This is a genomic window from Singulisphaera photorubra (assembly GCF_045290345.1).
Classification (GTDB): Bacteria; Planctomycetota; Planctomycetia; order Isosphaerales; family Isosphaeraceae; genus Singulisphaera.
In genome coordinates this window covers 5,847,653-5,859,733 of record NZ_CP155447.1, presented here as the reverse complement: position 1 = coordinate 5,859,733, position 12,081 = coordinate 5,847,653, and the positions used below count along the sequence as shown (strand labels likewise).

9 protein-coding genes and 1 pseudogene are annotated in these 12,081 nt (G+C 62.2%); 7 read left to right on the top strand and 3 right to left on the bottom strand.

The window, feature by feature from the left end:
• Positions 1-11 precede the first annotated feature (11 nt).
• The 5 genes from V5E97_RS22110 to dgoD are packed head-to-tail and all read left to right on the top strand — an operon-like array spanning position 12 to position 5,737.
• Positions 12-1,487: a DUF1501 domain-containing protein gene (locus tag V5E97_RS22110; protein WP_406693701.1), complete on the top strand. Its 1,476-nt coding sequence runs from the start codon at positions 12-14 to the stop codon at positions 1,485-1,487.
• Positions 1,488-1,515: 28 nt separating this feature from the next.
• Positions 1,516-2,859 carry an MFS transporter gene (locus V5E97_RS22105; RefSeq protein ID WP_406693700.1) on the top strand — a complete coding sequence of 448 codons (1,344 nt, stop codon included), beginning with the start codon at positions 1,516-1,518 and terminating at the stop codon, positions 2,857-2,859.
• Between the two features lie 16 nt (positions 2,860-2,875).
• The gene (locus tag V5E97_RS22100) at positions 2,876-4,321 is read left to right on the top strand and encodes a hypothetical protein (RefSeq protein ID WP_406693699.1); all 1,446 of its coding nucleotides are present in this window, start codon (positions 2,876-2,878) and stop codon (positions 4,319-4,321) included.
• 40 nt (positions 4,322-4,361) lie between these two features.
• Positions 4,362-4,523, top strand: coding sequence for a hypothetical protein (locus tag V5E97_RS22095; RefSeq protein WP_406693698.1), 162 nt, complete (start codon positions 4,362-4,364; stop codon positions 4,521-4,523).
• Between the two features lie 35 nt (positions 4,524-4,558).
• Complete coding sequence (gene dgoD, locus V5E97_RS22090) at positions 4,559-5,737, top strand: galactonate dehydratase (RefSeq protein ID WP_406693697.1); 1,179 nt, start codon at positions 4,559-4,561, stop codon at positions 5,735-5,737.
• A 911-nt stretch (positions 5,738-6,648) separates the two neighbouring features.
• On the opposite strand, the gene V5E97_RS22085 is transcribed toward dgoD, so the two are convergent.
• Positions 6,649-7,533: a hypothetical protein gene (locus tag V5E97_RS22085; protein WP_406693696.1), complete on the bottom strand. Its 885-nt coding sequence runs from the start codon at positions 7,531-7,533 to the stop codon at positions 6,649-6,651.
• Positions 7,534-7,977: 444 nt separating this feature from the next.
• Positions 7,978-8,166 (bottom strand): annotated as a pseudogene (gene csrA / locus V5E97_RS22080) (carbon storage regulator CsrA); the annotation flags it as partial.
• Positions 8,167-8,440: 274 nt separating this feature from the next.
• Between csrA and V5E97_RS22075 the strand changes: the two are divergent.
• The gene (locus tag V5E97_RS22075) at positions 8,441-9,010 is read left to right on the top strand and encodes a methyltransferase family protein (RefSeq protein ID WP_406693695.1); all 570 of its coding nucleotides are present in this window, start codon (positions 8,441-8,443) and stop codon (positions 9,008-9,010) included.
• A 254-nt stretch (positions 9,011-9,264) separates the two neighbouring features.
• Positions 9,265-9,804 carry a hypothetical protein gene (locus V5E97_RS22070; protein ID WP_406693694.1) on the top strand — a complete coding sequence of 180 codons (540 nt, stop codon included), beginning with the start codon at positions 9,265-9,267 and terminating at the stop codon, positions 9,802-9,804.
• A 177-nt stretch (positions 9,805-9,981) separates the two neighbouring features.
• On the opposite strand, the gene V5E97_RS22065 is transcribed toward V5E97_RS22070, so the two are convergent.
• Positions 9,982-11,892 carry a formylglycine-generating enzyme family protein gene (locus V5E97_RS22065; RefSeq protein WP_406693692.1) on the bottom strand — a complete coding sequence of 637 codons (1,911 nt, stop codon included), beginning with the start codon at positions 11,890-11,892 and terminating at the stop codon, positions 9,982-9,984.
• Positions 11,893-12,081: the final 189 nt, after the last annotated feature.

Below are 12,081 nucleotides of genomic sequence, written 5' to 3'. Positions count from 1 at the left end.
ACGATCGACCCATGCCAAACCCGAATCATCCAGGCGGAGGCTCCTGCCCCGGGGTCCACCGTCGCCGTTTCCTCGCCGACATGGGAATGGGGTTCACCGGCCTCGCCCTGGGAGCAATGCTTCAGCGCGACGGGGTTGTCCGCGGCTCCGACGGAGTCTGGACGCCCCCCACCGGTCGTCCTCACTTCCCGGCCAAGGCCAAGTCGGTCATCTGGCTCTTCATGAATGGCGGCGTCAGCCACATGGAGACCTTTGACCCGAAGCCCGAATTGAACAAATACGCGGGCAAGACCATCGCGGAGACTCCTTACCAGGGGACGCAGGACCCGAAGAAGCTCGCCCTGGCCCGCGTCGTGGTCGTGAATGATGCCAACGGCCAGTCGCGCACGAAGCTTTATCCGCTCCAGATCGGCTTCAAGAAGTACGGCCAGAGCGGGATCGAGGTCAGCGACTGGCTCCCCCACATCGGCGGCTGCATCGACGATATTGCCGTCGTTCGCTCGATGTACACGACGGACAACAACCACGGCGCCCAGACGCAATTCCACTCGGGCCGTCACATGCTCGACGGCGAGTTCCCGAACCTCGGCGCCTGGGCGCACTACGGCCTCGGCTCGCTCAACGACAATTTGCCCCAGTATATTTCGATGGGTGTCCGGGAATACTGGAACAAGAGCGACGGCCACTACCTCGGGCCGGCACACGACGCGATCCCGATCCGGATCGATCCCGCCAACCCGCTCGATTACGGCCGCCCCGAGATGGACATTGCCGACGCCGAGCAGCGCCTTGGCTTCGGGTTGGTCGATCGCCTCGATCGGCTCCGTGCCGTGGAGTATCCCGACGATCCGACTCTGACCGCTCGGATCAAGGCCTATGAACTCGCCTATCGGATGCAAGGATCGCTGCCCGAGGTGATCGACTTCCGCGGCGAGACCGCGGAGACCCAACAACTCTATGGCCTCGACGACCCGAAGACGAAAGACTTCGGGGCACAGATGCTGGCCTGTCGGCGCCTGGTTGAGCGAGGCGTCCGGTTTGTCCAGGTGCAGGACGGCGGCGGCGGGGCAGGGGCCTGGGACGCTCACGGTGGTCTGAAGGCCAACCACACCGCGAACTGCCAGCGGATCGACAAGCCGATCGCCGGCCTCCTCACCGACCTGAAACGCCGCGGGTTGCTCGACGAGACCATCGTGGTCTTTGGCACCGAGTTCGGCCGGACCCCCGGTTCGCAGGGGAGCGACGGCCGCGACCACCATATCTATGGCTTCTCCGTCTGGATGGCCGGCGGCGGTATCAAAGGGGGCGTGGTCCACGGCGCGACCGACGAGATCGGCTTCCACGCGGAAGAAAATCGCCACTACGTCACTGACGTCCACGCGACCATCCTTCACTTGCTGGGCCTGGACAGCCGCAAACTGGAGATCCCCGGGCGCAAGCGACTGGAGATCGACCACGGGATGCCGATTCGCGAAATCTTGGCGTAATCCGCGGCCATCGAGACAGGGGGTTGGTTTGGAGCAAGACGCAAATTGGAATGGGGCGACCGGTGTCGCCCCCATCGCAACGGAAGAGGCCTCGCTTCTCCACGATCGGCCTGATGATGCCAGTGCATCACGGGTTCGGCATCTCGTCCTGATCTGGCTCTGCGTCGCCACGACGATTGCCTATATCGATCGCGGCTGCCTGAGTGTGGCTGAGAAGCTCATCCGCGCAGACCTCGGGTTGTCCGAGTCGCAGATGGGGCTGGTGATGAGCGCCTTTTTCCTGGCCTATGCGCTCTTCCAGGTGCCCGCCGCCGGGTTGGACCATGCTTGGGGTTCTCGGCGGGCCCTCCCCGTTTTCTCCGCGGCCTGGTCGCTGGCCACCGGGCTCTGTGGCGCCACGCACGGAGTCGTCTTGCTGCTGGTGGCCCGCTTCTCGATGGGGGCCGCTGAAGCAGGGATTTTTCCCTCCTCCACGGGCGTGCTGAGTCGCTGGTATCCGGTCTCGCGACGCGCCTGGGTCAGCGGGGTCCTGGCCAGTTTCATGGGCGTCGGAGGGGGCATCGGAGCCGCCCTGACCGGGTATATCCTGGTTTATGTTTCCTGGCGTTGGATGTTCTTGCTCTACGCCGTGCCCGGCCTGATCTGGGCGCTCGGTTTCGCCCTCTGGTTCCGCAACACCCCCCGCGAACACCCCTCGGTCAACGCGGCGGAGCTTGCCTTGATTTCCGAAGGGGCGAAAAAAGAGGACCACCAGGCCGTTGGTCCAATCGCCTGGCGTGTTCTCTTGACCAATCGGGCGGTCCTCGGCCTGGTCTTGCAGCAGTTCTTTCGCGCGGCCGCGGCCATCTTTTATCTGAGTTGGTTTCCGACCTATTTGCATGAAACCAGGGGCGTTGGGGTGTGGGAGGCAGGCCTGCTCACCAGCCTACCGCACTGGACGACCATGCTCGGCTGCCTGGCCGGCGGTTGGCTTTCGGATCGGGTCCTGGCGAGAACCGGGAGTCTTCGGCTTGCCCGCCAGGGGGTTTCCGTGGCGAGCATGTTCTTGGCAACCCTGTTGATTGGTCTGGCTTATCCGATCGCCGACGCCCGATTGGCTGTGCTCGTCCTGAGCGTCGGGGCGTTCGCCGCGGCGCTGGCCGGTCCCTGCGCCTACGCGCTGACGATGGATCTGGGGGGCCGCAATACCCCGCAAGTCTTCGGGATCATGAACACGTCCGGGGCCGTGGGGTCGATCCTCTTCCCGATCATTGTTCCGAAGCTCGTCGTGATCACGGGGTCTTGGGATGCCGTGCTCACTTTCTTCGCCGCCATCCATATCGTGGCCGGGGCGTGCTGGCTTATCTTCGACGCCGACCGCGACACCATCTGATTCCACGGACTGATCAATGCCGACTCCCTTGGAAACTCCGCAAAGCCTTTGTTCGTTCGGCGTGGCCCGAGGCGACGTCACCCCCCCGGTGGGGATCTACCACCGGATGTGGGGCGCCGCCTCCCATGAACGCTCGACCGGGGTGCATCGGCCGCTCACGGCCACCGCGGCCTTCATCGCCCCGCCGAACGGCCTGTCGGAGGGCGTCGTGGTGGTGGCGCTCGACCATTGCCTTCTCTGGGACCTCGAGGCCCAGAAAGTCCTCGACGTCGTCGCGGCGAAATCCGGGATCGCGCGGGAGCAACTGCTCGTTGCCTTCTCGCACACGCATGCGTCCGGCTTGATGGACACTGGACGCGCGGATCGCCCCGGAGGCGACCTGATTGCTCCCTATCTGGCCGAGCTTGCGGAACGATTGGCGGTCCTCGTCGCCGACGCCCAGGCGCAAGCGGAACCGGCCACGCTGGGCTATGCGCTGGGCCGCTGCAACCTTGCCGCCCATCGCGACGGCTTCGATGAGGCGGGCGGGCGATTCGTCTGCGGGTTCAATCCCGATGGCCCCGCGGACGACACCGTCGTTGTCGTCCGGGCCACGAACGCAGCGGGCCGCACGCTCGCGACGATGGTCAACTACGCTTGCCACCCGACCACCCTGGCCTGGGATAATACGCTCATCAGCCCCGATTTCCCGGGGGCGATGCGCGAGGTCGTCGAACAAGCCACCGGCGTTCCTTGTCTCTTCTTGCAGGGGGCATCGGGGGAACTCGGGCCCCGTGAAGGCTTCGTCGGGGACCTGGCCGTCGCCGATCGCAATGGCCGGCAACTCGGTTACGCCGCACTTTCGGCTCTCGAAGGGATGCCGCCGCCGCGGACCCGGTTCGAGTACGCAGGGCCGGTCGAGTCGGGGGCGGTCATCGGTACCTGGCGTCACGTTCCCCTTGAGGCCGATCAACTCCGCGACCTGGAAGCCTGGGACCTGAAGCGCTGGACTGTCAACCTCCCCTTCCGCCCCGACCTCCCCACGGCCGAGTCGACCCGCCAGGACCGCGCCCGTTGGGAACGCGAAGAGCAAGACGCAATGGGCCGTGGCGATCGAGCCCGGGCCGCCGAATGCCGGGCGTTCGTGGAGCGAATGAATCGGCAGCTCGTCCGGGTCGGCAGCCTCCCTCCCGGCCCCAACTTCCCGTTCGACGTCTTGCTCTGGAAAACCGGAGGCGCCGTCTGGCTGGCCGTGGGGGCTGAACACTACCAACACTTGCAGGTGGAGCTGCGCCGCCGTGCTCCCCACGCTCCGATCGTGGTGTTGACCCTGGTCAACGGTTGGCAACCGGGTTACTTGCCGTCGGCGTCGGCCTATGGTCGCGGAATCTACCAGGCCGAGATCGCCGTCCTGGCCGCCGGCTCTTTAGAGGCGTTGACCGACAATATCGCAGCCCGGATCGCCGAGTGGTTCCCCGCTTGAAGGCCGAACTTGCTTGATCGCCATCGGCGTCGCGTCCACCATGGGTCGTCGGGGATCCGACTTCCTCGTCGACCGCATGGACCGGGCCGCGCGGAATTGGTATGACTTGGCCGAAAACGATGACATGGAAGTCTTCGAAGCCTATCGCGAATTCACCCTGGAGCTGGACCACGTCGTCGTTCGTGACGGGGTTGGGGGGTAACCCGTTCCGGGACTTGCGAATCAAAGAGAGATTTGATGAAGATCACAAAGATCGAAACATTTGTCTGTAATGCGCGGATGCGAAACTGGATCTTCGTCAAGGTCCAGACTGACCAACCCGGTCTCCACGGCTGGGGCGAGGCGACCCTGGAGTGGCATACCCGCGCAGTGGTCGGGGCGATCGAGGACATCTCGCAACTGCTGATCGGCGAAGACCCCACCCGGGTCGAACACCTCTGGCAGATGATGTATCGCCAGCATTTCTGGCACGGCAACGGCATCGTGCGCGGGACCGCGATTAGCGGGATCGACCTGGCTCTCTGGGATATCGTCGGCAAGATCCACGGGGTTCCCTGCCACAAGCTCTGGGGAGGGGCCGTCCGCGACTACATCCGGCTCTACTGCCACCTTGGTGGCGGTCGAATGGAAGACTTCTATCAGACCGACCCCGCCGATGCCCGCCGCTTCGGTGAACTGGCCCAGCGCGCGGTCGAACAGGGTTTCACCGCATTCAAGTCGATGGCCGTCCCCGAAACCATGCCTCTCGAAGGGCTCCGCCCTTTGAAATACGCCGAGGCCTGCGTCAAGGCCATGCGCGATGCCGTCGGCGACGACATCGACATCATGGTCGATTGCCACGCCCGCCCTTCCCCCCGAATGGGCCTCCGCTTCGCCAAGGCCCTCGAGCAGTTCGGCCTCTACTTTTTCGAGGAGCCCTGCTGGCCCGAGACGATCGAGGACATCGCGCTCATCCAGCGGTCCGTCTCGACCCCGATCGCGACCGGCGAACGCCTTGTCTCGCAGCACGCCTTCCGCGAGCTGCTGGAACGTCGCGCCTGCAGCGTCCTCCAACCCGACATCACCCACTGCGGCGGTCTCTCCGAGGCCCGGCGAATCGCCGCGATGGCCGAGGCGTATCGCGTCGCCCTCGCCCCGCATAATCCGCAAGGGCCTGTCAGCACCGCCGCCTCGCTCGAACTCGGCTTTGCCACGCCTTCCTACATCATCTGTGAAGCCGTTCTCGACGACGTCCCCTGGCGTTCTGAAGTCGTCCGCGAGGGTTTCACGATCGAGCCCAAGGGACGCATCGTCTATCCCAACACGCTCCCCGGACTGGGGGTCGAAATCGACGAGGAAGCGATCAAGAAACACCCATTCGAACAGGAAGTCCTCCTTCGGTCCTTCTACCGAGACGGCAGCGTCGGCGACTGGTAAACGACTTTTGATCGCATAGCGTAGAGACGTCGCTGTCCGAATCGGCTCGACGCTGCCTGAAGCGAGCCGATTCGGGCGAATTCAAAGGGGTCAGGAGCCGATACGGCCATATCGGCTCCTGACCCTTTGAATTCGCCCAGCCAGCCATCCAGCCTCAATGCGATAGGATCTTTACCTTGGGCGAAGTTGACCCTAAAACACTTGCCGAGGCTTCGCGGCGGTATGCCTGCCTACGATGGATGTGCTGGCGGTTCTTCCTCGGCTACATAGTGTTATTCGCCGTGTTCGTATCCCCTCTCTTAGCCATCGAGCCGGAGCGACATCCCGTACTCGTTAACATCCTCATGTTTGCTTTGAGCATCGGGATCCTCGCATGCATGCTGGGTTATTTCGTCACGTGGTATTTTCTTATGCACTTCCGATACCCCCGTTGTGGTGAGCGATTCATCCTGAGCTGGGGGAGCAGTTGGCCCACAGAAGTGTGTAAGCATTGCGACCTGAAGCTGGAGAGGGATTTCGCGAAACCGAAAGTTCGCGACCGCCGACACTTTAATGACGATTCCGGACTCTCCTCTAAGCCGTTGGTCTCGGTTTTCTTTGATTTTCTGATAGGTGACCGATGTGCTGCAATCGGCGTCGGGTGCCACGGGTTGTACTCAACCCGTGAACGATTGCCCGGGTTTTTGGCTCACGGGTTGAGTACAACCCGTGGCACCCATGATTTGCACATGATTCAATGCAAAGAAAGACCAGGTCCACGTGCTTAGGGAGAAAAAAGACCGCCATGTAGGAATCAAGCCAGCGGGCAGGGCACGCACCTTTCACAAATTCAAAGGGGTCAGGAGTCGAGATGGCCGTATCGGCTCCTGACCCCTTTGAATTCGCCCCTCCGACGGCATCCCCTGCCGGGATCACTCCGGGTCGACGCGGACTGGGGCCCATCCGGTCTTCAATTTGTTCGCGACGCAGGTCTCGTAGAATCGCTTCGAAGCCACCAAGGGGCAGAACAGGCGTTGATAGCCCCGATGATTCCCGAATGGCTCGAACGTTCGAGCCAGGTCGAACTCCTCGAGCCTTTCCAGCTCAGACTTCCGATAATGCAACTCCACAGGCTTAAATAGGTTATCGGTTCGTTGCATACCGTTGGAAAAATCAGCTCGGCGAACCGGCTTGCAATCTCGATCGGTGAGCCTCACGGTGGGCGAGAGGGGCGGCATCGTGAGGTCGCTGTCAAGCTCCCAGTAGGGCGTGCTGGGGCCGAGGGCGTTCGACGGGTCGGTGGAGATCTTCCTGTGGCTGGACGGTTGGTACGATGCCGGTTTGAGTCGGACACCTCGGAAGGGAACGGCCTCCAGGACGGACTTAGCGTGTTCGGTCACGAAATAGGACCGATAGAGATGGCTGCTCATGATGGCAAATCCGCGTGGGAGATGCCGTTGGGGGATGAGCATCTCTCCCGAGTCCGTCCTCAGGTCCGCCTCCGGGTGGTACGCCTTGGAGGGCGGCCAAATCTCCAGGTAATCACAAGCCGCGAGATCGTCGGCGTCGTATTCACGTATTAGCGAAATGCTGAATTCCGAATCACTTTTCTTTTCTAATCCCGTGGTGAAGTCCCAGGGCTTCAGCCCGGCCTGTTCCAGCAGGTGCAGAACCTGGCGAGTTCGCTCGTCGTCCAGCGGCGCCTCGCACATGAAGCCCTTAGGCAGGATCTGCTCGGGGAACAAGGATCGCAAGGACTCGATCAAGGTTACGATGCTCTGAGACATATCAACGCGAACATGAGTAAAAATCTTCATTGAACACCCATCGTTTTCAACCAGGCCCTTGCGACGAGCCAAACGTCGGGCTCATCTTGACTGTCAAGAGAAGAGGACATGCATTGCGAACCTGAGGTCGCAATGCATGTCCTTGGGCGAATACAAACGGGTCAGGAGCCGATTCGGCCATATCGGCTCCTGACCCGTTTGAGTTCGTCCGTACCGGTGTGCGGCGAACTTCGAGGCGGCAAAGAGCATCCGTCGGGCCGATCAGAACTTTCACAACGGATACGGCCCCTGCATGGCCCCGTACACGAAGGCCGGGAGGTTCTTTCCCGCCGCCTCAAAGGCCGTCAGGAGTGTATCAACGGCATCCTCTCGGGTTAGCTCCGCACCGGAATGCTCTCGGATCGACTCCCGGAACCGATCGATCGTGGCGACCTGACGTTCGGAGAGGACAACCCGCTTGAAGGGGACGGCGGGCGGAGTCCTGTGCTCATCCGGCTCGGAGCCGGCCTGGATCGCCTCGTACACCTCCTTGCGGTGGACGCTGAGGTCTACGGGGCGCTCGAACCCCAACCGCACCTTGTCACCCCGGATATCGATGATCGTGATCGTGATGTCGTCGCCGATTATGACGCTCTCGTTCTTCTTCCGGCTGAGCACGAGCATCTGACGCCTCCTCGATCGAGCCGATAGGTTGCTGTCAATGCTCCCAATCTCTCACCCGGCCAAGCCCCCCGCAAGCCCGTCGGGCTACAACGGGACAGGGCCATGATTCTGGTGACCCCTTTGAATTCGCCCTGGTAGCAACCCGCCGAATTCAACATCCCCGAGCAGCCCGATGATCGCCCGAATCAGCGTCCCCATGTCTCTGTGAAAGATAGAGACGTGTGGGTGCCATAGTGACGTTTGAGAAGAGATAGGCCGACCCGGGGGTTCGGAGATGCAGCACGCGCTCTACCTATCGACGATCCTCTGGATCCTGTTTCTTGTATACTGGCTCACGCCACGGAGGAAACGCGACGTCGGCAAGTTCTGCGAGCCACTTCGCTCCCGCGTGCTTCATCTCTCACTCTTCTGGACTTCCCTCATCATCTCTCTAGCCGTTCCCTTCGGGGCGCTAGGTTGGCGATGGCCCCCGGCCTCACCGATCAACGGACTGGTTGGGCTTGTGATTCAATTGGTGTCCATTGGCTTCGCGATCTGGTCTCGACACTGCCTGGGGCCCTATTGGAGTGGCAAGTTAGCAAAGATGATGGATCACAAGCTGATCGAGGCCGGACCCTACCGGAAAGTGCGTCATCCGATCTACACGGGGATTCTCGGTATGTTTCTGGGCACAGCGATCGTTTCCGGCGAGATGCGTGGGATACTCGCCCTCGCGATCATCCTCTTCGCCTACCTGCGGAAAATCCGGCTCGAAGAGCAACTACTGCTCGACCTCTTCGGTTCCGCGTTTTTGGAATACAAGAGCCGCACGGGGGCTCTGATCCCCAAGCGCCGCCCCAAGTGACCTGGCCCGGATTCCCGCCGCAGTCGATCAGCCCGACGTTCGCCGAGCTAACTTCACCGGCGATGACCGGCAAACAGTGCCATTTCTAGCTGGGCAATGGATTCGGCTGAAATCAAAGGGGTCATGAAATCAGAAATCAAAAGGGTCAGGAGCCGATACGGCCATGTTGGCTCCTGACCCCTTTGATTTCGCCACCGGCTTGGGAAGTTTGGGACCGCGAGAGACGCGACGGATGCAGATTCAGGAGGTCGGGAATGCGTTGGCTCCGGCTTCGCACTTTGATGTACTGGGTCGTTGTCGTTGCGCTGGTGCTCGCCCTCTGGGCCCAGCACGAGAGGGCGAAGGAGCGAGAGGCCCATCTCAGGTCTGCGCTGCGGACCGCGCGCAACTATGCCAATGGGGTGATCCTGGCCGAGCTCGATAAGCCCCTGGACATGCCGTTCGACACCGGGACGACGCTCGCGGGCCTGGTCTCTCATGTGAAGCGCTCGACCGGCTGGGTGGCGAGCGACAGGTGGTACACGAAGCAGGTCTTCGTCCGGCCGGTCGGGCCGATGGAGAATGGGATCCCCCTCTACGTCGATCCGGTGGCCCTGGCGGAAGCCGGAGTGACGATGCAGGCTCCGATCACGATCGCCTCACGTGGTGTGCCACTCAAGAACACGCTTTATGAGGTTCTCGGCCCGCTCGGCCTGGGTTACTACATCAGGAACGGGCTCCTTGTCATCAGCACGAAGGATGACGCCGAGTGGTTCCTCCAGACAGAGCGGATGTCGGATGACGTGGTCCCATAGGGTTCGCTGTTCCGACTTTCCGTGCTTAACTCACGGTCGCACAGCGGACCCTACAAGAATATAAATCGCCTCGCTGATCGATGGTGCGGACAGTCGTCTGATCGCCGATTTTTTTCGTCGCAGCCTACTTGCCTTCCGGAATGGTCAGAGCCTCCACCCCCTCGGGATTCCCAATGTTCAGAAGGGTGGGGGGGCCTCGCCGGTGTTGATCAGCCCAGGGGCGTTTCCGCCTGGCGGCGTGGGCTTGGGCGGTGGCTCGAAGGCATTGCCCGGTCCTTCAACGGGGAGAACACAACGGAAGCCCAGGAACGGGAGCCGTTGCTCGAACTTCATGCCCTCGCGCTTGGTCACGGTCCAGGTCTTCGAGCCCCCTTTGACCGCAAGTTGGAAGGTCCGTGGCACGATGGCCGGACCAGTCGGGTCGGAGAGCTTCTGGTTCTTGACCAGGACGAAGTAGCGGGAGTCATACCAATCCTTGGTCCATTCCCAGGCATTGCCGGCCATGTCGTACGCGCCGAAGGGGGAGACGTCGTCGGAATAGGTCATGATCGGATCGATCTGCCGGACTTTGCGCGTCTTTCCCCACTCCGGAGGATTATTGCCCCAGGGATGGATCCGTCCGTCAGGACCTCGGGCCGCCATCTCCCACTGGGCTTCGGTGGGGAGCCGCTTGCCAGCCCAGGTGGCGAAATCTTTCGCCTCCTTGGCACTGACCATGACGACCGGGCTGTCCGCGGACGTTGGGGCGATCGTCTCCTCACGCGCCAGGGCACGGACCCGGTCCATCCGCCGGCCGATCTCCTTTTCGAAGAGGTCGAACTGACGGACGCTCACCTCATGCTGATCGATGTAATACGTCGAGAGCGACACGCGATGCGCAGGGCGTTCGGTCACGTCCCCTTCGTCGTTCCCCATCATGAACTCACCGCCGGGGACCAAAACCATCGTCGCTCCGTCACGATCACCGATGATTTCCAACGCCCAGCCCGACTCGTGGGCCTGAGTACCAGGCCGAGAGTGAAATCCTTTGGGGAGCGGGCGGCCGACCGGCGGCGCCGTTTCCTGAGGTGGGCTTGGCGGCGCCCCCGGAGTCAGTTCCGCGGGGTTTGCCGGGTAGAGGATGGCGACCTCGGCGGAATTCCCTTGCGGAGCCGTCGGCGCGGTCGCGTTGACCACATCCGGCGCTGCTTTGGGCTCGAGCGGCTTCGCCACGGAGGGGTTGGCCACAACGACTGGGCGGTCGATAAAGAGAGGCAGATTCCGAGCGGGCCGCGCCAACGCTTCCTTCGCCTCTTTAGCCGCGTTGGTGTTCGGATAGGAAGCCACGACCCGATTGAGAAGCGAGATCGCCAGCTTCGCGTCCCCTTTCTGGGCCGTTTCACGCGCTCGCTCGAACAGGCTGAGAGCTTCTTGTTCGAGGGCTTGTGGGGCCTGCACCGGAGCCGGGGAGTCTGCCGTTGGCGTTTCCGGACCTGGATTGTCGCCAGTCGAAAAATTGGGCAGGTAAGGGCCTATGGTCAGGAACCCGGCGACAACACAGACCACGAGGAGCACGCCGCCGAGGAGCACTCGAACACGCTGCCGCGCCTCGTAGGTGTCGAAGGCCGGTGTGTCCTCAACGAGCGTTTTCTTGGCCGGGGCGTCTGCCTCGTGACTGGCCTTCCGCTCTCGCGGTGCCGGCTTGGCGGCCTTTTCCTTCTCGCTGGGTGTTCGGACCCGGCCGGATCGTTCGATACCGCCTTCCTCGGGCTTGCGAGCGGTCGAACCCGTTTTTGCCGTTTTCTTCTCGTTCTCTTTCGCCGGGGGAACCGGTGTGGCGTCCGTCCGCTTGGAGCGTTTTGCCTCTTGCGGATCCGGAGCCACCTTCCAGAGCCGAGGTAAAGGGGCCGGTGGCGGAGTCGAGGGACTGAGAGGGCGTGATCGGCCCTGATCAGAACGAGAGTCCTCGCCCTGGTCGTCAAAGACGCCCGACGGATCCGGGGTCTTTTCGTCAGAGTCAACCGAATCGTCGCCGGCCAGGCCGTAGACCTCATCGTCGGCGTTCGAATCATCCGGTCGATTCGGTCGGGGATGCTCGAACTCAGCCATGCGATCGCTCCTAAGTGATGAGCGAGCCTGGAAAAAAAAGAAAAACGAGGGGGACCGAGATGAGTCGACTACGTCTCGATCTTACTCTATCACAGTATCGCTCTGCCAAGGCACGGACAAGAGGAACAACCGCGCATCCTTGGTTGCATTTTAAGCGATGTGAGCTCCCCGACTGCATTCTTGCGTCGT

Bases quoted from the DNA above. Each gene is read 5' to 3' on its own strand.
- V5E97_RS22110 (WP_406693701.1), top strand. From the start codon at position 12: ATGCCAAACCCGAATCATCCAGGCGGAGGCTCCTGCCCCGGGGTCCAC.
- dgoD (WP_406693697.1), top strand. From the start codon at position 4,559: ATGAAGATCACAAAGATCGAAACATTTGTCTGTAATGCGCGGATGCGA.
- V5E97_RS22085 (WP_406693696.1), bottom strand. From the start codon at position 7,533: ATGAAGATTTTTACTCATGTTCGCGTTGATATGTCTCAGAGCATCGTA.
- V5E97_RS22100 (WP_406693699.1), top strand. From the start codon at position 2,876: ATGCCGACTCCCTTGGAAACTCCGCAAAGCCTTTGTTCGTTCGGCGTG.
- V5E97_RS22095 (WP_406693698.1), top strand. From the start codon at position 4,362: ATGGGTCGTCGGGGATCCGACTTCCTCGTCGACCGCATGGACCGGGCC.
- V5E97_RS22075 (WP_406693695.1), top strand. From the start codon at position 8,441: ATGCAGCACGCGCTCTACCTATCGACGATCCTCTGGATCCTGTTTCTT.
- V5E97_RS22065 (WP_406693692.1), bottom strand. From the start codon at position 11,892: ATGGCTGAGTTCGAGCATCCCCGACCGAATCGACCGGATGATTCGAAC.
- V5E97_RS22070 (WP_406693694.1), top strand. From the start codon at position 9,265: ATGCGTTGGCTCCGGCTTCGCACTTTGATGTACTGGGTCGTTGTCGTT.